General features: G+C 43.1%; 19 protein-coding genes. 7 read left to right on the forward strand and 12 right to left on the reverse strand.

The annotated features are described in order from the left end of the window. Window positions 1–2: 2 nt before the first annotated feature. From A9E74_RS06405 to A9E74_RS06425, 5 genes are all read right to left on the reverse strand, one after another. The gene (locus A9E74_RS06405) at window positions 3–527 is read right to left on the reverse strand and encodes a peroxiredoxin (RefSeq protein ID WP_069295814.1); all 525 of its coding nucleotides are present in this window, start codon (window positions 525–527) and stop codon (window positions 3–5) included. 121 nt (window positions 528–648) lie between these two features. After that, window positions 649–2,850, reverse strand: a complete 2,202-nt coding sequence (locus A9E74_RS06410; protein WP_069295815.1) for an EAL domain-containing protein — start codon at window positions 2,848–2,850, stop codon at window positions 649–651. 11 nt (window positions 2,851–2,861) lie between these two features. Beyond that, the gene (locus tag A9E74_RS06415; RefSeq protein WP_176718908.1) at window positions 2,862–5,606 is read right to left on the reverse strand and encodes a hybrid sensor histidine kinase/response regulator; all 2,745 of its coding nucleotides are present in this window, start codon (window positions 5,604–5,606) and stop codon (window positions 2,862–2,864) included. 368 nt (window positions 5,607–5,974) lie between these two features. Beyond that, window positions 5,975–6,538 (reverse strand): 5-formyltetrahydrofolate cyclo-ligase, encoded by a 564-nt coding sequence (locus A9E74_RS06420; protein WP_069295817.1) that lies wholly within the window; start codon window positions 6,536–6,538, stop codon window positions 5,975–5,977. Beyond that, entirely contained in the window at window positions 6,535–6,975 is a 441-nt protein-coding gene (locus A9E74_RS06425) for an RrF2 family transcriptional regulator (RefSeq protein ID WP_069295818.1), read from the reverse strand. Before A9E74_RS06425 ends, A9E74_RS06420 begins: the two co-directional genes overlap by 4 nt. Window positions 6,976–7,061: 86 nt before the next feature. On the opposite strand from A9E74_RS06425, the gene hmpA reads away from it, so the two are divergent. From hmpA to A9E74_RS06445, 4 genes are all read left to right on the forward strand, one after another. Further along, the gene (gene hmpA, locus A9E74_RS06430) at window positions 7,062–8,276 is read left to right on the forward strand and encodes an NO-inducible flavohemoprotein (RefSeq protein ID WP_069295819.1); all 1,215 of its coding nucleotides are present in this window, start codon (window positions 7,062–7,064) and stop codon (window positions 8,274–8,276) included. 91 nt (window positions 8,277–8,367) lie between these two features. Then, a complete protein-coding gene (locus A9E74_RS06435; RefSeq protein WP_084002976.1) occupies window positions 8,368–9,087 on the forward strand; it encodes an HPP family protein in 720 nt (239 codons plus the stop codon). A gap of 69 nt (window positions 9,088–9,156) precedes the next feature. After that, complete coding sequence (locus A9E74_RS06440; protein WP_069295821.1) at window positions 9,157–9,474, forward strand: PepSY domain-containing protein; 318 nt, start codon at window positions 9,157–9,159, stop codon at window positions 9,472–9,474. A gap of 148 nt (window positions 9,475–9,622) precedes the next feature. Further along, window positions 9,623–9,931 carry a PepSY domain-containing protein gene (locus A9E74_RS06445; RefSeq protein WP_069295822.1) on the forward strand — a complete coding sequence of 103 codons (309 nt, stop codon included), beginning with the start codon at window positions 9,623–9,625 and terminating at the stop codon, window positions 9,929–9,931. Between the two features lie 33 nt (window positions 9,932–9,964). Here the strand turns inward: A9E74_RS06445 and A9E74_RS06450 are convergent, their stop codons facing one another. The 5 genes from A9E74_RS06450 to A9E74_RS14025 all read right to left on the reverse strand — a co-directional run bounded on the left by A9E74_RS06450 (window position 9,965) and on the right by A9E74_RS14025 (window position 13,956). Beyond that, the gene (locus tag A9E74_RS06450) at window positions 9,965–11,287 is read right to left on the reverse strand and encodes an ATP-binding protein (RefSeq protein ID WP_245652082.1); all 1,323 of its coding nucleotides are present in this window, start codon (window positions 11,285–11,287) and stop codon (window positions 9,965–9,967) included. Further along, entirely contained in the window at window positions 11,287–11,949 is a 663-nt protein-coding gene (locus A9E74_RS06455; protein WP_069295824.1) for a response regulator transcription factor, read from the reverse strand. The genes A9E74_RS06450 and A9E74_RS06455 overlap by 1 nt, the downstream gene beginning before the upstream one ends. A gap of 2 nt (window positions 11,950–11,951) precedes the next feature. Beyond that, window positions 11,952–12,272, reverse strand: coding sequence for a PepSY domain-containing protein (locus A9E74_RS06460; RefSeq protein WP_069295825.1), 321 nt, complete (start codon window positions 12,270–12,272; stop codon window positions 11,952–11,954). A 104-nt stretch (window positions 12,273–12,376) separates the two neighbouring features. Further along, entirely contained in the window at window positions 12,377–13,720 is a 1,344-nt protein-coding gene (locus A9E74_RS06465; protein WP_176718909.1) for a methyl-accepting chemotaxis protein, read from the reverse strand. Continuing rightward, on the reverse strand, window positions 13,660–13,956 hold the full coding sequence (locus A9E74_RS14025) for a PAS domain S-box protein (protein ID WP_084002978.1): 297 nt from the start codon (window positions 13,954–13,956) through the stop codon (window positions 13,660–13,662). Before A9E74_RS14025 ends, A9E74_RS06465 begins: the two co-directional genes overlap by 61 nt. 274 nt (window positions 13,957–14,230) lie before the next feature. On the opposite strand from A9E74_RS14025, the gene cfa reads away from it, so the two are divergent. From cfa to A9E74_RS06480, 3 genes are all read left to right on the forward strand, one after another. Next, window positions 14,231–15,418, forward strand: a complete 1,188-nt coding sequence (gene cfa, locus A9E74_RS06470) for a cyclopropane fatty acyl phospholipid synthase (protein WP_069295826.1) — start codon at window positions 14,231–14,233, stop codon at window positions 15,416–15,418. Window positions 15,419–15,559: 141 nt separating this feature from the next. Beyond that, complete coding sequence (locus A9E74_RS06475) at window positions 15,560–17,017, forward strand: catalase (RefSeq protein ID WP_069295827.1); 1,458 nt, start codon at window positions 15,560–15,562, stop codon at window positions 17,015–17,017. Window positions 17,018–17,084: 67 nt separating this feature from the next. Beyond that, window positions 17,085–17,555 (forward strand): Dps family protein, encoded by a 471-nt coding sequence (locus A9E74_RS06480; RefSeq protein ID WP_069295828.1) that lies wholly within the window; start codon window positions 17,085–17,087, stop codon window positions 17,553–17,555. An 83-nt stretch (window positions 17,556–17,638) separates the two neighbouring features. On the opposite strand, the gene A9E74_RS06485 is transcribed toward A9E74_RS06480, so the two are convergent. Both A9E74_RS06485 and A9E74_RS06490 read right to left on the reverse strand, forming a co-directional pair. After that, a complete protein-coding gene (locus A9E74_RS06485) occupies window positions 17,639–19,090 on the reverse strand; it encodes an aldehyde dehydrogenase family protein (RefSeq protein WP_069295829.1) in 1,452 nt (483 codons plus the stop codon). A 9-nt stretch (window positions 19,091–19,099) separates the two neighbouring features. Then, on the reverse strand, window positions 19,100–20,740 hold the full coding sequence (locus tag A9E74_RS06490; protein WP_069295830.1) for an acetolactate synthase large subunit: 1,641 nt from the start codon (window positions 20,738–20,740) through the stop codon (window positions 19,100–19,102). Window positions 20,741–20,755 lie beyond the last annotated feature (15 nt).

The following is a 20,755-nucleotide window of genomic DNA, read 5'->3' on the forward strand; positions in this document are numbered from 1 at the left end:
TCTTACTGTTTGTTCAAATAATCCAGCATCGTATCGACACCACTGACTTCAAATGGATCATCAGGGCAGTTATCCATCTGGCCGGGTTCAGCAAACAACTGTTTAACTTCACCGTCTACAACGTGCATTGAATAACGCCATGACCGTGCACCAAAGCCCAGATTCTCTTTTTTCACCAACATATTCATGCCGCGAGTAAAGTCACCGTTACCATCTGGAAGCAATTTAACTTTGTTTACTTCTTGACGTTTGCCCCACTGGAACATGGTGAAAGCATCGTTAACAGACAGGCAGTAAACTTCATCAATGCCTTTGGCTTTCAGTTCATCGTAGTGTTCTTCATAACCAGGCAAGTGAGTGCTTGAACAGGTCGGTGTGAAAGCGCCGGGCAGTGCAAAAACAATCACGCTTTTGCCTTTGAAAATCTCGTCAGTAGTAACATCCTGCCAGCGGAACGGGTTATCACCGCCAATGCTTTCATCACGGACACGGGTTTTGAATACAACATTAGGAACTCGTTGAGTCATGCTATTAATCTCCTTTACGGGGTTGATGTGACCTGAATAATTATCCAGTTGCGAGCAGTGTATCGAAATAAAAATGATTAATAAAACAACTTATTCAGGTTGTTTTAATCGCTAAAAACGATTAATGGTTTGGTTGGCTATTAATGTTGATGGCTAGGTTTAAATGCTGACCATTACGTTTGTTGCGGTACATGGCTTCATCGGCAAGGGTGTAAAGCTGTTGTAAATCGTAATCGCTTAACGATTTGGTTGTGGTTATACCAAAACTGTAATGCAGATGAATATCAGCATGAGTGGAGGCGTTGTAAATGTCGACTTTATTTGAAAGCCTTTGAAGAATGGTGGTTTGATCGGTGTCTTTTTGATTCACCATCAATACGACAAATTCATCAGCGCCTATCCTGCCAATCAAATCTGAATCTCGGAATGTGGTATTCAATAGGCTTGAGAACTGCAGTAACGCATTATCACCAGCATGATGGCCTAGATTGTCATTGATTTGATTAAAGTTATCTAGGTCAAAATAGACTAGAGAAGCTTCATAATCCTGGGTTTGGCACAAATGCAATACATGGTTGGCCCTGAATTCGAAGCCTCTTCTATTGAGCAGGCCGGTTAAATGGTCTTCACAGAGTAGTTGGTTGGTGGCGATTTCTTCTTCCACCATTAAGGCAAGTTCACGTAACAATCGGCAATCACGTTCACTCATATAACGTGGTTTTTGATCAATTACACAAACAGTACCCAATCTTTCCCCACTCGGAGCTCTGATAGGGTATCCGGCATAGAAGCGGATAAAGGGAGCCTTGATGACAAGAGGGTTATCAGAAAAACGTGGGTCAGAGATTGCATCATTCACTATAAAGCTGCTTTCTTGTTCAATTGTGTAATTGCAGAAGGCAATTTCGCGTGGAGTTTCATAAATGTCGACACCGACTTTTGATTTAAACCACTGTCTTTTCGAGTCAAGCAAAGTAATTAATGAAATCGGTACATCAAACATACGTTTTGCTAAGCGAGTTATCCGATCAAAGCGCTGCTCAGCCAAAGTGTCCATAATTTGCAACGATTCGAGGGCTCTAATTCTTTGTTGCTCCAAGGCTAATTTGCGTTGTTGTAACCATTCATTAATTTGATTCGCAGGTACCGGTTTACCAATAAAATACCCTTGTGCTTTATCACAACCGAGCTTTTGTAAAAATTGCAGGGTCGCATAGTCTTCGATGCCTTCAGCAATTACTCTCATATCCAGGCTATGAGCCAATTCAATGATGGCTTGAATCACTAATCTGGATTCACGAGATTGTTGCGCCGTCATCACAAAAGATTTATCCACTTTCACTTCGGAAAATGGCATACGTACCAGTTGCAACATGGATGAAAAGCCAGTACCAAAATCATCTATCGATAATTGAAAGCCTTTCATCCGCAATCTGGTCAAAATATCCAATGACGCAACCGGATCATCCATTGCGCCGGTTTCAGTCAGTTCCAGCATGATGCTGTGAAGTTTGACATCATGTAATCCGCACAATGCTTCGACTTGATTAAACAAGTTGAGATTTGGTAACGACAGGGCGGAAATATTGATAGAGCAGATTAATTGACTAGCTTGTGCAGTGGCGGGGGGATGTCGTTGTTCTTTACAGAACTGATTAAACCAGGGTAATGCCTGCTCAAATACAAGAAGGGTTAAGTCATCAATTAAATGGTTTTGCTCTGCTATTGCAATAAATACATCAGGTGCAATGAAGCCGTGGTCAGAGTGATACCAGCGTGCCAACGCCTCAAAACCCGTTAATACACCACTAGCGCAACTCACTTTGGGTTGGTATGCCAAGGTAATATCACGATTTTTAATCGCCTCGGCAACATCCTTTGCAGTTATGGCGGGCAAGCTTAATCCTGATTGCTGATGCTGACCGCCGTCAATGAGGTCCGTTAGATTTGGTGACGGCAGGTCGATCATTTCGCGAAAAGCTTTAGGGTTAAAGGGTTTAGGGAGGATTCCAACTATATTTAACCCATGAGCTGCGGCTGATCTTGCAGCAGCTTGAAGAACTTGATGTCCTACACCGCTGGTAATAATAATTTTGGCACTAACTTGTTGTTCACCTAATGCGCCCAGCACTTCAACGCCATCCATGTCTGGCATGATCAGATCAAGCGCGATATGTGTTGGCTTCCATTGTTGTAGCAGATCGAAAAAATCAGTGGCGGTAGTAGTTACCCGGACAGACATACCTGCATATTCTGCAACGTTGCGGATGGTTTCTCCGGTCAGTTCGTCATCATCTAATATCAGCAGTTTATGCTCAGACATGTATCTTTCTCTCAGCTTTTATAAGTGAGCATTTGCGCGACCCTGTTTAAAAGAGCCGCACGATGGTAAGGCTTATTCAAAATAGCAATGCTGCCGTTTTGAATTTCTTCATCTGTCAAAGCTTTTTCAGTGTAGCCAGAGGTATAAAGAACCGGCAGGTTTTTACGAAGCTGTTTCGCTTGCTGAGCCAATTCATAGCCACTTAGTCCGCCAGGCATTAATACATCAGTGAACAGTAAATCAATTTGCTGTGCAGAAGCAAGCCAGTTTAATGCTTGATGGCCGTCAGCAGCAGCAAGAACTTGATACCCAGCATCGCGCAGTTGAGAGATGGCATACTGCCGTACCAGATCATTGTCCTCGACAACCAAAATCGTCTGTTGAGAATTTTGTAATGGCATTGGAGCTTCAATATCATGAAGAATTGCTGCAGGAGACACCGTGTCAGTATGCGGGAGAAACAACTGAAAGCGTGTGCCATGACCGTGTTCAGACTGAACCTCAATATTTCCGCCGGACTGTTTAATGAAACCAAACACCATGCTTAAGCCTAAACCACTGCCTTTACCCGTTGGTTTGGTGGTGAAAAATGGTTCAAAAACTTTATCTAGCAAGTCCTGTGGTATGCCATCACCGTTATCCATCACATCAATTTTGACGTATTCACCTGCAGCCATTTCATTCTGAGATGAAGTATCTGGATTGAGTAAAATAAACCTCTCAGTACTTATCATCAATTTGCCACCATCAGGCATCGCATCTCGCGCATTAAGCGTAAGATTTAATAAACTGCTTTCTAGTTGAACCGGATCGATCATCACTGGCCAGATATCGCTGCTGAGATTCAAATCCAGTTGATATTTATTCCCCAGTGAACTTCGTAACAATGCTTCCATATTTCGGATCAGCATATTGATATTAACCGCTTCTGGAGACAGTGGCTGACGCCTAGCAAATGCCAGTAGATTACGGGTTAACCCTGCGCCTCGTTCAGCTGCACTGCTAATAAGTCTGGCAAGTGGTTGTAAAGAAGGCTTTTCAGACAGTTCATCAATTAATAATTCGCTATTTCCAGTGATGACCGTTAACAGGTTATTGAAATCATGTGCAATACCTCCAGTCAACTGGCCAATTGCTTCCATACGCTGTGCCAGTTGTAATTGTTTTTGAATATGTATTTCTTCGGTAATATCTCGCTCCACTGAGACCCAATGGGTGTACCAGCCTGCGGTTAAGCCAATCGGTACACTGTTTAATTCCAGCACTATCTCTCGACCGCTTTTATGATATTGCGTCAGTTGAGCTCGAATCGGTTGCCAGGTTTTGTAAGCCAATTTGATTTTGTTTAGCTCATTTTTTTCCGTTTTAGGGCCGTGCAGGATATTAAGAGTTTTGCCGATGACTTCTTGACGGTTGTAACCGGTTATCCGTTCAAAGGCACTGTTCACAAAAACAATATTCGGTTTTTCGTGAGCATAACGTGGCGCTTCGGTAATGATGACCACATCATTTAGTTGCGAAACAGCACTTCGTAGTAGTTTTAGTTCTTCACTTTCTCTTCTTTGCCGTGTGATGTCCCGCAAATAGACGGTTAAGCCTTTGCTTGATGGATAAATCTTGATATCCAGCCATAATTGTTTTGCTTCATAAAAATGTTCAAAGGAAATCACCTGCTGTTGTGCTAATGCCAAAGATAATTTTTTAAGCATAGCTCCCGTCGGATCAATATCAGTATTTTCAATGCCTTTATCATTCAGCAAAATTGAGCGTGGCGTGTTTAATAGCGTTACTGCCTGATTATTCACATAGTTGAAGCGCAAGTTGCTATTTAACGTAAAAAAAGCGTCGGTAATGCTGTCCAGCGTGTTTTGTAACTGCAGTGATAATGTTTCACTTTGTTGTTGCAGCATTTTTATTTGATTGATATTGATGCTGGAGCCATACCATTTAGTGATTTGACCTTGTTCATTACGAATGGGGCTAGCTTGAGCCAAAAACCAGATGTATTCATTATCAAAGCGACGCAGACGATATTCATCCGAGTATGCATCACCGGTTTTTATGGAATACAGCCAGCGTTCTTGTACTCGAGCCTGATCCTCTGGATGTAATAACTCAATCCAATGTTGCCGAACATGTGCTGCGGGCTTACCAAAAAAAGCTACCGTAAGCTCAGATACCGAGTCGATGGAACCTTCTGCGGTAACCGTCCACATGAACTGGTGTGTACTCTCCGCCATATAATGCGAACGACGTTGTGCTTCAGCCAGATTTGCCTCGACGAGTTTGCTGTCATTTACATCTTGGATCACGCCCTGAATTTGTGTTGGTAATCGCGCATCATGATGAGCCATTATCCGTATCCGATGCGGTCCATCTGTGCCGATCATTGAGAACTCGCCATCCAATGGAGCTTGATGGCTGAGCGAGTTATTCAACGCTTGATTTAGCGTGTTTTGCTGTTGGGCTATAAACAAAGAGACAAAGTGCTGTTGAGAAATATTGCTATGGCCGGGTTGATGGATTAGACGAGCCGCTTCGGGACTTAGCTGTAAATGTCCAGAGTTATCTAATTGCCAATAACCTAGTTTTGCAATTCCTGCGGCGAGCTTAAGTTGTTGTTGAGATTTAGTCTGTTGCTGTTGTGAGCGGATGGTAAAGCTGCTTAGCAAAAAAATCGTCATTAAAGCCAGAGTAGCGAGTATACGATTGGCGATAAACTGAGTTTTTAACAAACTATCAAAGCTGATCGGCATAATAAGAGAGCCGGCCCAGATTAAAATTACGCAAAGAATAAATGTTATGGTAAGGCGGCGAAGACTTTTGCCTAGCCCAGACAACATTAGAATGGGGGCGTACAATACACCATGAGCAAATCCTGCAATCGTGTATCTATCGGTCACAAATACAATTATCAGCAATAAAAAAATCAGCCAGTCAAATAGACGGCTGTTCAATAAACGGCTCATAGTCTGATTCATATATAGATGACTCCAGTCATCCTGCTTGGGTGACAAAATGCAACTCAGAATGTGAATATACTGGAATAGTGAGAGGCGTCACATGCTTTTAATATTCAGCGCTGCTAATTGCCGTTGCGGCGAGTGATAGCGGGATAGCCGAATTAACAATAAATATTTTTTTCGGTAACAATATAGTCCATTGGCACGTCATGCGGCTGAGGATGAATGCTTGGCAGTTGCATCCACTGATAGCCGATACCAATGCTTAGAGGTTTTGTCGGAGTAGCTAAACTTCGATCATAAAAACCGCCACCATTACCTAGACGGTATAAATCGATATCAAAACCGACCAAGGGAATAATTAGCACATCTGGCTGAACGATAAGGGTATTTTGAGGAACAGGAATATCCCAAATCTCTGCCTGCATAAACGAGTCTGGTCCCCATTGGCGAAACTCTAAGGCTTTATCAGCATCGATAATTTTCGGTAAGGCTGCATCCCAACCTTGTTTGATAAGGCCGAAAATAAAATCGCGGCAATCAATCTCTCCACGAATTGGCCAATAAAATCCGATGGTGCCTTTGGGTAAGGGGGCGATGATGGATTGTAAATTTTTAAATAATGCGGCTTGGTGTAACAGACGTAATTCATTGGCAAATCCGAGACGTTTTTCAGTCAAACTAAATCGTTGTTCACTGCGCCATTTCTGCCAAGAAGTTTTCATGTGGATTCTGGGATTTCCAGTAACTCTTGTAAACGATCTTTGTTAAAGATGACGTCGGCCAGAGTATAGTCATCCAATACATTTAAAAATGCTGCCTGAGCTTTATGAAGTGCGTTTCTCAAGATGCACGCCGGTTGGATTGGGCAGGCGATTTCATCACTAAAGCAGGGAAGTAATTGCAAGTTTTCGGTTTTACGAACTAACTTGCCAATGCCGATATCTGCAACGGGTAAGGCCAGTTTTAAACCACCCCCCCGACCACGATGGCTGACAATATAGCCATGTTGAACCAGTGTTTGCGCGACTTTGGCAAGGTGATTGGAAGAAATGTCGAATCGTGTCGCTGCATCCTGAATGGTTGCAGGTTGCTTACCATGATGTACTGCCAGATACACTAACAATCTAAGCGCATAGTCGGTATGCGTGGTGAGTTGCATTTTTCGTTAACTCCTAAAAGATGGACAATACTATGCGTTTTTAAATAAGCATGTAAAATACCTATTTAAACGATAGGAGTTTGGCAATGAAGCCAGAAACTTTCGATATTATTCGTCAAACACTGCCAATATTAGAGCTGCATGGCGAGAAAATAGCGGATTGTTTTTACAAAAATATGTTCCGAAACAATCCGGAAGTAAAAACTTTTTTTAATCCGGCTCATCAACACGAAGGCACGCAACAACGCGCCTTGGCAGGTGCACTCTGCGCCTATGCCCAACATGCTGATAATCCTGAAAAATTAAAGCACGCAATTGAATTGATCGCGCACAAACATGTTGCTTTAGGCATTAAGCCAGAGCATTACCCCATCGTTGGGAATAATCTGTTATTAACATTACGTGAAGTTTTAGGTGAGGCTGCAAGCGACGATATTATTGATGCCTGGGCTGATGCTTATGGGTTATTAGCAGGACTGTTTATCGATAGAGAAGATGATTTATATAATCAACAAACTCAGCAACATGGTTGGCAAGGCTTCAAAGCTTTTAACCTGATTCGACGTCATCAGGAAAGCAGCAACATCACTTCTTTCTATTTAAGTCCGATGGATAAAAAGCCCTTACAAGCCTATCTGCCAGGCCAATACATTACCCTTAAAGTTCAGCTGGCCGACGGCAGCCAAGTGATGCGCAATTATAGTTTGTCTGCTGCTCCGCGAGAAGATTACTTTCGTATCAGTGTCAAAAAAGAAAAAAACCAATTGCCTGAACATGCGGATGGCGTGGTATCTAATCGTTTACATGATAATTTTCACGAAGGCGATCAGCTTTTAGTGACACCCCCAAGTGGTGTTTTTACTTTGAAGCTGCCATCAGATAACCATCGGCGGGTGGTATTTATTGCCGGTGGCGTTGGCATCACCCCACTGCTTTCCATGCTACATCATGGGTTAGCCCATTCTCCGTATCGGCCTTTTACCTTAATACAATTGGCCAGAAATAATGATGTTTTGCCGTTTCATGAAGAGCTGTTAGTTCTGGCTCACACCTATGAAAATTTTGACTGGCATGTTCGCCTGAGCCAACCTGCTTCAATCGTCAATTCTGACAAATTGCACCAAAGCCTAGGTCACATAGATAAAGCCTTATTGGAGCAGTTATTGCCAGATCCTCAAGCGGATTATTACCTGTGCGGTCCGAAAGCAATGATGAAGGCAACACGATTATTGCTTCAACAGCGCGGTGTTGAAGATTCAGCCATCTTTGCAGAGTTTTTTGGTCCGGCTGAAGCTCTCTAACAAATCTTCTTCAAACAAATAGTGAAATCCGTTTGCTTCAAGAGTGCCAGTAGATGGATTTCAACCTTCATCAGTAAAGCATCATCACGCAATGAATTCATTCAAAGTTTTGCAAAAAGTATTATCAAATCATCCTAAATCCAGAGAGATAATAAGCGCTAGCCTTGGGGCATTTACTGCAATTTTGCTGCTAATGTCCCTCATAAGCCGGCTTCAACTCACAATGGAAATGGAATTATTGGTGCTTGCCTCAATGGGAGCGTCAACGTTTTTATTATTCGTGTTGCCGCATAGTCCTATGGCACAGCCTTGGCCATTAATGGCAGGCCATTTAATTGCTGCTGTTGTCGGAGTGAACTGTAATTATTGGATAGCCGATCCAATTATCGCCACAGCAACAGCTGTGGGGTTATCAGTATTTTTAATGCATCTATTGCATGCCCTACATCCCCCAGCCGCCGCTACCGCAATAATTGCTGTAATCGGCCTTCCGGAACACAGCGCCATTGCCTGGCAGTTTGTTTATGCCGTGGTGATCATCAATGCTGGAGGCCTGCTTTTCCTCTCGTTATTGATTAACAATCTCCTGCCGGGTCGCCATTATCCACAACGAGATAGCCACCATAAACATCATCAGCAATTTATTAAAAGTGCGGATGAAAAACTGCTGTTAAACGAAGCGGATTTTCACTGGGCACTTTCTCAAATAGATACCGTCATAGATGTTTCAGAAACAGATTTAGTGGATTTATATGAGTTTGCTGCTGAACATGCAGAACAACGAAATATAAATCAAAAAAATAAAAATTAATTGTATTCAGTTTGATTTAAGTTTGGTTTTGTAAAGTGAACCCACCTTAATCGGAAAGGAGTACCAAAAATGAAAAATTTAAATAAAATGACATTAGCGACATTACTTGCTTCAGCGCTGACATTTTCAGCTGCAACTGCAATCGCTGATGATGATTTAGCTTCAATGCAAATGAAAGTTGAACAGTTTGGTTTGATAAGCATTGATGAGGCTAAAAACATCGCATTACAGGAAAAACCAGGCGTAGTTAAAGATATCGAACTGGATAGTATTGATAACGGCGGTGGCTGGGAATATGAAGTTGAAGTAGTCCAGGAAGACGGTACTGAATGGGATATCGATATTCATGCCAAAACTGGTGAGCTTCGTAAAGTAGAACGTGATTGATAGTTAACTCTATCCTGGTGTAAAAAGCAGCGGCCCGTCTTTGACGGGCCGTTTTTTTATTTGTTGTAGCTAAAAATAGATTGAATAATTCAGCTTAATTTAATTTTAATTTTATATCGTAAAAATCCATAACTAATAAGGTGGCGATATGAAAAAATTATTAATGTTTACGCTGGTGAGTTCTGTAATAAGTTTTTCAGCTGTTGCTGATGATATAGTTGAAATGCAAACGAAAAGTGAACAGCTGGGTTTGATTAGTGTGGACGAAGCAAAATCCATTGCTTTAGAAGCCAAGCCGGGCATCATTGATGACATTGATTTGGAAAACCGTTCATTTTTTGGTGGCTGGGATTATGAAATCGAAGTGCTGGGTAAGGACGGTAAGGAATGGGATGTCTATGTTAATGCCGAGACCGGTGAGGTGAGAAAAGTCAGCAGAGATTGGGATTGGTTCTAATGGTTTTCGGAAAACCCGCTTCGGCGGGTTTTTTTATACGATAAGCGGTAATCGAACCTCTATTTTCAAGCCTCCCATTGAAGAGCGACTAAACAACATTTCACCACTGTAGCTATCTACTATATCTGAAACAATTGCTAATCCGAGCCCACTTCCAGGGACGGATTCGTCAGCTCGGTATCCGCGTTGGGGGAGTTGCGATAATTCGCTTTCATCACAACCTTTACCATCATCTTCGACCACAAAATGACAATAATCATTTTGATAGACACTAATGTTGACCCGCTTTCGGCACCATTTACAGGCATTTTCCAGCAAGTTGCCCAACATCTCTAGCAAATCTTCCCGATCACCGATAAATAACAAGTCTGGTTCTATCTCCCAGTCAATGACTGGGGATTTGTCACGATAAAGCAGTTGTAATGTCTTACTTAGCTCAGCAATTTCCTGTTCCAGTTCAACTTTTTGACCTGGCATCGCAGAACCCAATAAGCGAGCACGTTTTAATTCTCTTTCAATAATTTGTCCCATATCGCGACTCACCTGATTTAATGAGCTTTGAATATCCGGCAGGTTTTTTATTGCCTCGCGTTCAGCAGTTTGATTTAGCAATGTCAGCCGGGTTTTCAAGGCATGAGCTAGATTGCCTAACGCGGCTCGGGAGCGTTGTGTTTTGCGGGTCATGGTATTGAGCAAACGATTCAGCTCTTCAATCATCGGTTGAATTTCTGCCGGTCCCTTGGCATCAATTTTTGCTGTTTCTCCGCGGCGCAAACCAGATAGCTGTTTTTGGATTCGTTGTAATGGTTGTAATGCCTTACCGACAATTAGCCATTGAATAAAAAGTAATAAGACTAAACCAATGGCGGAAACCAATGAATAAAGCATTTGAAACTGAAAAATATCTTCATCCAAAGCACTGATATTCTGAGCCACCATAATGGTGAGATTGTGACCTTGTTTGTAATAGCCACGATGTAAGGTGAATAAACGCTCATCATTTGGTCCGATCAAGGATGCCTGAACTCTCTTACCGCTGGGGATCGGTTCGATGTTTAACGACTCATCCCATAAAGATCTGGATTGTCTGCAGGACTGTTCGGTACACACAACGAAATAATGACCGGAGAATGGTCGTTGATACAAACTGCTAATACGTAATGAATTTAATTCGAAGCTGCCATCCGGGTTGATTTCGACACTGGCCAGTAATCCTTCGCTTTCGCTTTCCAGCCGTTCCAGTAATTGGGTCTCGGTGACACGCTCAATCACCAGGGTGATTAATGCCCATTGTAATAAGATCAACAGACTTAAGGTAAACGTCAGACCTAGTGAAAGCCGGCGTTTAAGCGACATTATGCTGAGCCGAAAATATAGCCCTGCCCGCGGCGGGTCTGAATTAAATCGGTGCCCACTTTCTGTCGCAGGCGATTAACATAAACTTCGATAACATTACTGTCCTTGTCACTATCGTATTCATAGACATGCTCTGTGAGCCGGCTTTTAGAAATAACCTGACCAGGATGCAGCATAAAATAGCGTAATAAGCGGAATTCCGTTCCTGTCAAAGTAAACGTTGTGCCATCGCTTAATTTAACCGATTGAGCATCTTCATCCAATTGCAACCCGGCAACCTGTAATGGTCCGCCGCTGGTGCCGGAACTGCGTTTCAGAACGGCACTGATACGGGCTAATAATTCTTCAGTTTGAAACGGTTTAGCAACGTAATCATCGGCACCCGCTTTGAAGCCTTGCACTTTTTCCTCCCAACTGCCTCGGGCGGTCAGAATTACTACGGGAACATGATTGTCTCGACTACGCCAATTTTGTAAAACTTCCATTCCAGAGCGTTTGGGTAACCCTAGGTCCAGTACCACTAGATCATATGGTTCAATATCACCAAGCGCTTCAGCATCAATGCCATCTACCGAAAGATCCACAGCGTAACCTGCTTGGGACAACGCATTTTGCAGGGTGGGACCCATTTGCGCATCATCTTCGACCAGAAGTAACCGCATAATTAGTCGTCCAGCTCCAGTTCAAGCAAATCGCCGTTGGTTGCGTCAAATTCAAGCTCCCAAACACGACCTTGTTCATCAAGAATTTCAATTTCGTAAATTAACATGCCGTCATCACGTTCAAGTTCTGTGTCGATAACTTGGCCTGTGCGATAAGTTTTGGCTTTCTCAATAATGGTTTCTAATGGCAGGATCTTTCCAGACTCACGCAACATGCGTGCTTCTGAATGACTTACATCGTCAGCCATAACGGGTGTTACGAGTAAAACTGAAATCAGTAATAATCCGATTAATGGCAGTATTGAAGAAAATAGCCTTTGCATATTTTTCCTAATCACTAAATATGAGTTATCTAACATAATTAAGCCTGATTTTAGTCAATCAGGCTTAATTTAAGCTGAACTTTAAAGCTATTTTGCTAAATAACCTAACCTTGTTGGAAACGCTTAATCATGTCGCTCATATGATGAGATTGGGTTGATAAGCCATGGGCCGCGTTGTCAGCAATTTCGGCACCATGCGAAACTTGTGACGCGCTTTCATTAACTTGCACAATGTTGCGATTAATGTCTTCGCTGACACTGCTTTGCTCTTCAACGGCAGCAGCAATTTGGAAATTCAGCTCATTAATATTGCTGACTTCATTAGCGATGGTTTCCAGCGCTTGGATAGATGCTTTGACATGCAGTTCACTGGTGCCACTGGTTTGCTGACTTTGTTCCATCACTTTCACCGCTTCTTTCACCGCGTTATTCAACTCACCAATTAAGTTTTGAATTTGTTGAGTGGACAGTTGAGTTTTACTGGCTAATGAACGAACTTCTTCAGCAACCACAGCAAAGCCACGACCGTGTTCACCAGCTCGGGCAGCCTCAATCGCGGCATTCAAAGCTAATAGATTAGTTTGATCGGCGATGCTGGTAATTACCTCAATGATCTGTCCGATATTACGAGTATCTTTATCCAATTGAGCAACTACTTTGGAAATGTTACCGATGGCAGCACTTACATCGCTTAACGAATTAACCGCTTTTGATGCACTTGATACCCCATTCTTTGACAGCTCGTCAGTTTCACGAGCTTTTGTGGCTGCATAGGCGGCGTTGGTAGCTACTTCTTGAATACTAGCAGTCATTTCGGTCATCGCTGTTGCGACTTCTTCCATCCGCATCGCCTGCTGGCGGATAGCGGACTGAATATCTGCAACAGAATGTGCACTGTTATCAGCCTCTTGTTCAATACTGGCAGCGGAATCTCTGATTCGACCTAATGTGGTTCCCAACCGGCCTTTTAAAAACTCAGCAGTTAACTGGATTTGGCCGATTTCATCTGAGCGACCGGTATAAATTAACGCCATTAACGGATTGTTTATTTCTTCCCGTGCCCTGATAGCTGCTTGTTTTAACGGTGAAAAAGCCCAGATAGATAAGCCCAAAAAAATCACAATTGTCACTGCAGCAATGGCAGCAAGTTCATATGGTTCAACTTGCAACAGCGAGCTTGCCAGCACTAATGAAATAACGAGTGCCACTACGTGAGCCAATAGAAAGCGATAATGTAAATTGAGTCGAGAAAACCAACTGCCATCGATTGCTGACTGACCATTATTAAGGCGTTTATAAACTCTTTCAGCACGTTCTACACGTTCACGTGTGGGTTTGGTCCGAACAGATTCATAACCAACCACATCGCCATTTTCGATCATTGGGCTTACATAGCCATCAACCCAATAATGATCACCATTTTTAACGCGATTTTTAATAATGCCCATCCAATGATGATTGATTTCATGGCTTTCCATAAATCATCAAATGCCGCGGGTGGCATTTCTGGATGACGAATGACATTGTGATTTTTATTGATCAATTCATCAGCTTCGAAGCCACTGATTTTTTGAAATGTATTATTAAAGCTGGTGATTATGCCTTTTAGACTGGTAGTTGAAATGATCTCTTCACCTTCAGGATAAGGCACTTCGCTATTGGTTATTGGGAGATTTTTTTTCATGGGGCTGCCCCTCTCTATGCGCTTTTTATTGATTATTATTTAGTAACAAGGTGACCGAATTGCCTGTGGAGCAACTTGTATTCTATATCGGCACTAGCATCGCTGACTTTAAGCAAACTATTTTATTGTTTGATTTTGCTAATTTGATTCACTTCAGCTCAAACCACAATGTAATTCAGGTAAATATAAAAATCAGCAATAAACTGATACAAATCAATAGATTTTTACGCTAAGGTAGGGTTGCTAACGCATAAATAGAGGAGAAATACCGTCTATGGCTGATTCAACTTCAAAAGTAGCTCATCTCAAATTGAGTGAAGAGCGTCTTAGTCAAACCCAAACGGTTTCACCTCCAGCTATTTTGCGAGAAGCGGCTGCTTTGGCCGGAGTCGAATTCAATGGTGATAATTCTTGGGATATTCAGGTGTTTGATTCCAGAGCCTATCGCCGCATTCTCACCCAAGGTTCGTTAGGCTTCGGTGAGAGCTACATGGACAATATGTGGGAATGCCATGAGCTGGATGAGTTATTCCACCGTTTACTTAAAGCCGATGTTGAAAAGCATTTGGGTGGCGTTGCTAAGCTCAGTTTGACTATCGAAATTATCCGTCAAAATATTTTTAATCGCCAAACTAGCAAACGAGCCTATGAAGTAGGTAAAAAACACTACGATACCGGTAATGATATTTTTCAGGCGATGCTCGATCCGACAATGAGTTATTCATGCGGTTATTGGGCTAATGCCGATACGTTGGCTCAAGCACAAATTGATAAATTGGATTTAATTTGCCGAAAACTGATGCTTAAACCCGGAGAATCGGTACTTGAAATCGGTTGTGGTTGGGGAAGTTTTGCTCAATATGCTGCCAAGAATTATGGTGTTGAAGTGCTTGGTATCACTATCTCCAAGGAGCAGCAAACTCTTGCTCGCGAGCGATGTGCAGGATTACCGGTTACTATTGAGTTAATGGATTATCGCGATCTTGAAGGCCAATTTGACAAGATTGTTTCCATTGGCATGTTTGAGCATGTTGGTCCTAAAAACTATCCCGTCTACTTTGAAAGCGCGTTGAAGTTATTAAAGCCTGAGGGCTTATTCTTGCTGCACACCATCGGCATACATGCTACTTCTTTGAAGGTCGACCCCTGGATTGATAGATATATATTCCGCAATGGAAAATTGCCTTCGGCAGAAGAGTTGGCGAAGGTCATCAATGGTCGTTTTGTCATAGAAGACTGGCACAATTTTGGTACTGATTACGATAAGACGTTAATGGCCTGGTGGGAAAACTTTGATACAGCTTGGCCAGCGTTATCAAGTAATTATGACGAACGGTTCTACCGAATGTGGAAATATTATTTACACAGCTGTGCCGGATTCTTTCGTTCTAAACAAGGGCAGCTGTGGCAGTTAGTTTTAAGTAAGCGAGGCCGGGAAGGTGAATACCGTTCATTGCGTTAAATATTCGCTTAATAAATAACTTAATCGATAAAACCGATTGTTAATATAGGAATTTGTTGTTTCAACGATTCAATGTTTTAGCCTATAGTAAGGACAAACTCACGTAGATGAGTCTTTTTTATTGCCCTCAAGGAGGCGAACATGGCAGACAAACAAAAACTCACCACAATCGGTGGCGCACCAGTCGTAGATAATCAGAATAGTATGACAGCAGGTCCTCGCGGCCCGTTACTTATGCAAGATGTCTGGTTTCTGGAAAAAATGGCCCACTTCGATCGTGAAGTTATTCCAGAGAGACGAATGCATGCCAAAGGTTCTGGTGCTTTTGGAACCTTTACGGTCACTAACGATATTACGCAATACACTCGCGCCAAAATTTTCTCCGAAGTCGGCAAAAAAACTGAATTATTCGCCCGTTTCTCCACAGTGGCTGGAGAGCGCGGCGCAGCAGATGCAGAACGTGATATCCGTGGCTTTGCCGTTAAGTTTTATACTGAAGAAGGTAACTGGGATATGGTCGGCAATAACACGCCGGTATTCTTTTTACGTGATCCATTGAAGTTTCCGGATCTGAATCATGCTGTAAAACGTGACCCGAAAACCAATATGCGTAGCGCTCAGAACAATTGGGATTTTTGGACCTTACTTCCAGAAGCGTTACATCAGGTTACGATTGTAATGAGTGATCGCGGTTTGCCAAAAAGTTATCGTCATATGCACGGCTTTGGCAGTCATACCTATAGTTTCATCAATGCCAATAATGAACGTTTCTGGGTCAAGTTTCATTTTAAATGCAAACAAAGTATTGAAAACTTGACTGATGAAGAAGCTGGTAAAGTGGTAGGCGAGGATCGTGAAAGTAACCAGAAAGATTTATTTGAAGCAATTGAACGTGCTGATTATCCCCGTTGGGAATTGAAAGTACAGGTCATGCCGGAAAAAGATGCCGATACCTATCATATTCATCCGTTTGATTTGACGAAAGTCTGGCCACATAAAGATTATCCGTTGATTGATGTTGGCGTGATGGAGCTGAATCGTAATCCTGAGAATTACCATGCGGATGTGGAGCAATCGGCGTTTTCACCGGCCAATGTCGTGCCGGGCATCAGCTTCTCGCCCGACAAAATGTTGCATGGACGGTTGTTTTCTTACGGTGACGCCCATAGATATAGATTGGGGGTAAATCATCATCAGATTCCGGTAAATACTGCTCGTTGTCCGGTACACAGTTTTCACCGTGATGGCGCAATGCGTGTCGATGGTAATTACGGTGCGACTAAAGGCTACGAGCCAAACAGTTATGGTGAGTGGCAGGAACAGCCTGATTTTAGTGAGCCACCTTTAGCGATTAATGGTGCGGCGGATCACTGGAACTTTAGAGAAGATGATGATGACTACTACTCACAACCAGGCAACTTGTTTCGTTTGATGACGCCAGAGAAACAGCAGGTATTGTTTGAAAACACTGCTCGGGCAATTGACGGTGCTGATGATGAAGTGAAAAAACGTCATATTCGTAATTGCCTGAAAGCCGATCCTGCCTATGGCAAAGGTGTTGCTGACGCAATTGGTATTTCACTGAACGATGTGAACTAAACAGATATATGGATCATGGTCGCCGTGATTTCACGGCTGACTTCGAGTTTTATCAGGAGGTAAATGTATGAGTTCTATTGATATTGGTATTAATAAGAAAGACAGAGAGAAGGTCGCTGAAGGTCTGAAAAAACTATTGGCTGACACCTATACTTTGTATCTGCAAACCCATAACTTCCATTGGAATGTGACTGGTCCGCGCTTTCGTGAACTACATTTAATGTTTGAAGAGCATTATGTTGAATTGGCGACGGCAGTTGACGATATAGCGGAACGAATCAGAACGTTGGGTGTCTCAGCTCCGGGTACTTATAAAGCGTTTGCCGAATTGAGTTCGATCAAGGAAAAAGACGGTGTACCTGAAGCGAAAGAAATGACAGAAATTTTGACGCACAATCACGAATTAGTGGTTAAAACCTGCCGTGAAGTATTGAAACTGGCAGAAGCTGCGGATGATGAATCTTCATTGGCTTTGGTTTCAGACCGTATGCGAATTCATGAGAAAACGGCCTGGATGTTGCGGGCGATGTCTCAATAATAAGTACTTTTTCTCTCTCCCTCATTTTAAGACCGCCTACGGGCGGTCTCTTTTTGTCAGCCATATGAGGTTTTATAGGCTGATTACGGAATACTCTTTGAGGTCAAAACAATCATTTTGTCGATCTGCATATCTTCCATGCTATAGGCAATGCCGCCAGTACCATGACCTGAGTGTTTCAAACCGGCAAATGGCATCCAGTCGACACGAAATGCAGTGTGTTCGTTAATCATCACTGCCGACGCATCCAGGCGTTCTGCCACATACATTGCATTATCAATATTCTGACTATAAACCGCCGCCTGAAAGGCAAAATCCAGACTGTTGGCTTCAGCAATTGCTTGATCCACATCCTGATAAGGATAGATACAAACCACCGGGCCAAAAATTTCACTTTTGGAGACTTTGGCATCTGCTGGCGGATCAAATAATACAGTCGTGGCATAACAGTTATTTTCCAGTGCTTCACCGCCGGATAATAATTCTGCACCCTCGTTAACCGCTTCTTGTACCCAGTCATTGACCCGAGCCACTTCACTATTACGAATTAATGGGCCGATTTCTGTTTGATCCGATAATGGATCGCCAATCAACATTTTATTACCGGCTGCGGCCAGCTTTTCAGCCAGTTCACGGGCAATCGAATGATGGGCAAAAATTCGCTGAACCGACACACATACCTGACCAGCATGATAAAAGCTGCCTTTGGCCAGACCAGGAATGGCTGCATCGATATCGGCTTTTTCATCGACAATAACCGGGGCCACACCACCATGCTCAAGTGCACAACGTGTTCCAGCCGCCAGTTTTGAACGTAAATACCAACCAACTTTTGCACTGCCGATAAAGCTTAAAAAAGCAACACGCGGATCAGTGGCAAGCTGTTCTGCAACTTGATGATTTTCTGTTAATAAAACCTGGCACCATTCAACAGGTAAACCAGACTGATGAAAAATCTCCACCAGACGGAAACAGGATAACGGCGTATTTTCTGCAGGTTTAACAATGACCGGACAGCCCGCTGCAATAGCTGGACCGACCTGATGGGCTATCAGATTTAACGGATGATTAAACGCACTGATAGCCACAACCACACCAATCGGTTCTTTGTGCAGCATGGTTAAACGATGCTGGGAAGCAGGATTTACACCCATTGGCACTGGATGGGAAGTTTGATGACGTAGCGTATCAAGACAGTGACGAATGCTGTCGATACAACGCACCATTTCAACTTTTGAATCAATCAGCGGTTTGCCACCTTCCTCAGCAGCACCTTTGGCTAATTCATCTGCTTGTTGCTGCATTAAGCTGAGTGATTTCTCCAAAATAGCTAAACGTTGAGGAACGCTAAGCCATTTGCTTCTATCTTTAAACAGTCGATCTGCAGTTTGTAGTGCTGTTTCTACCGTGTCAGCATCAGCCACATCTACCGTTGCGATCAACTTATCGTTATAGGGATTGGTGACATCGATTTTAGCCCATTGCTTGGCTGCTACGCCGGGAATAGACAGGGCGAAGTGGGGTGCGGTAGACATAAAGCTTCCTTATAGAATGCAGATTTTCTGTTTCAAACCTTCATTGAGAATTGAGTGATTAAGAGAATAATCGATAGCGACATCAATGAGATGTACACCGGGAGTGTCGAGTGCATCACGCAGCATTTTATCGAACTCGACATAACTGGTCGGACGGTGGCCCATGGCACCGTAACTATCAGCGTATTTCACAAAATCAGGGTTACCAAAGCTTAAACCAAAGTCCTTAAACCCCATGCCTTGTTGCTTCCATTTGATCATGCCATAGGCATTGTCATTGAGAATGATAACAACCAAATCCAGACCAAGCCGAACAGCGGTTTCCATCTCCTGTGAATTCATCATAAAACCGCCATCGCCACAGACAGCAACCACTTTACGATCCGGATTCAATAATTTGGCGAGCATTGCACTAGGCAGACCGGCTCCCATTGTTGCCAAGGCATTGTCCAATAATAAAGTGTTATTTTCGTAACACTGGTAGTTACGGGCAAACCAAATCTTATAAAGGCCATTGTCCAAAGCCAGAATATCTTTTTCACCCAACGCGGCGCGAATGGTAGTAACAGCACTTTGTGGCAAAATCGGAAACCGATCATCATCGCTATACAAACCAAGCCGCTGCTGAACTTCTTGTTTTACCCGATAAAAATAGGAGAAATCCCAATTTGACTGTGGTGATAAGGCATCGGATAAGCGATTAATGGATGTGGCAATATCACCAACCACATCCAGCTGCGGAAAATACACAGGATCGACTTCAGCCGGTTGAAAGTTGATATGAATAACCGGCGCACCACCATCTTTCATAAAAAATGGCGGTTTTTCGACGACATCATGTCCAACGTTGATAATCAGATCGGCTCTTTCAATTGCACAGTGTAGATAATCAGATTCAGATAAAGCTGCTGTACCGAGATAGCTGTCATGACGTTCATCAATAACGCCTTTACCAAGCTGGGTATTGAAGAAGGGAATTCCGGTTTTTTCGACAAAACGGGTTAACGCTTTGCTAGCACGTTTCCGGTTTGCACCTGCACCGATTAATAACAATGGCATATTGGCTTTGCGAATCATTTCCAAAGCATCTTTTATCGCTGTGTTATCAGCATCCGGGCGGCGAATGTTTTCGACCACATAGATTCGATCGTGAACCTCTTCTGCCGCAATATCTTCCGGTAGTTCAATATGAACCGCGCCAGGACGCTCCTGAACCGCAATACGAAATGCTTCGCGAACCACTGCGCCAATGGTGTTGCCATGAACGACCTGTTTGGTGAATTTGGTAATGGGCCGCATCATATTGACGATGTCGACAATTTGAAACAGTGCCTGTTTACTGGCTTTAATTGGTTTTTGTCCGGTGATGATCAACATTGGCATGCCGCCAAGCTGGGCGTACGCCGCCGGAGTTATGAGATTAGTTGCACCAGGCCCCAAGGTTGAAAGACAAACACCGGGCTTGCCAGTTAATCGACCATAGGTGGCGGCCATAAAGCCTGCCCCCTGTTCATGCCGGGTTATGATTAGTTTGATCGAGGAATGTTGTAATGAATCAAGGAAGTCGAGGTTTTCTTCACCAGGGATACCAAAAATATAGTCGACCCCTTCGTTTTCTAGCGCTTTCACCAGCAGATCAGATGTTTTCATGGAATGTTCCTAGGT

Source organism: Methylophaga muralis (assembly GCF_001720165.1).
Classification (GTDB): Bacteria; Pseudomonadota; Gammaproteobacteria; order Nitrosococcales; family Methylophagaceae; genus Methylophaga; species Methylophaga muralis.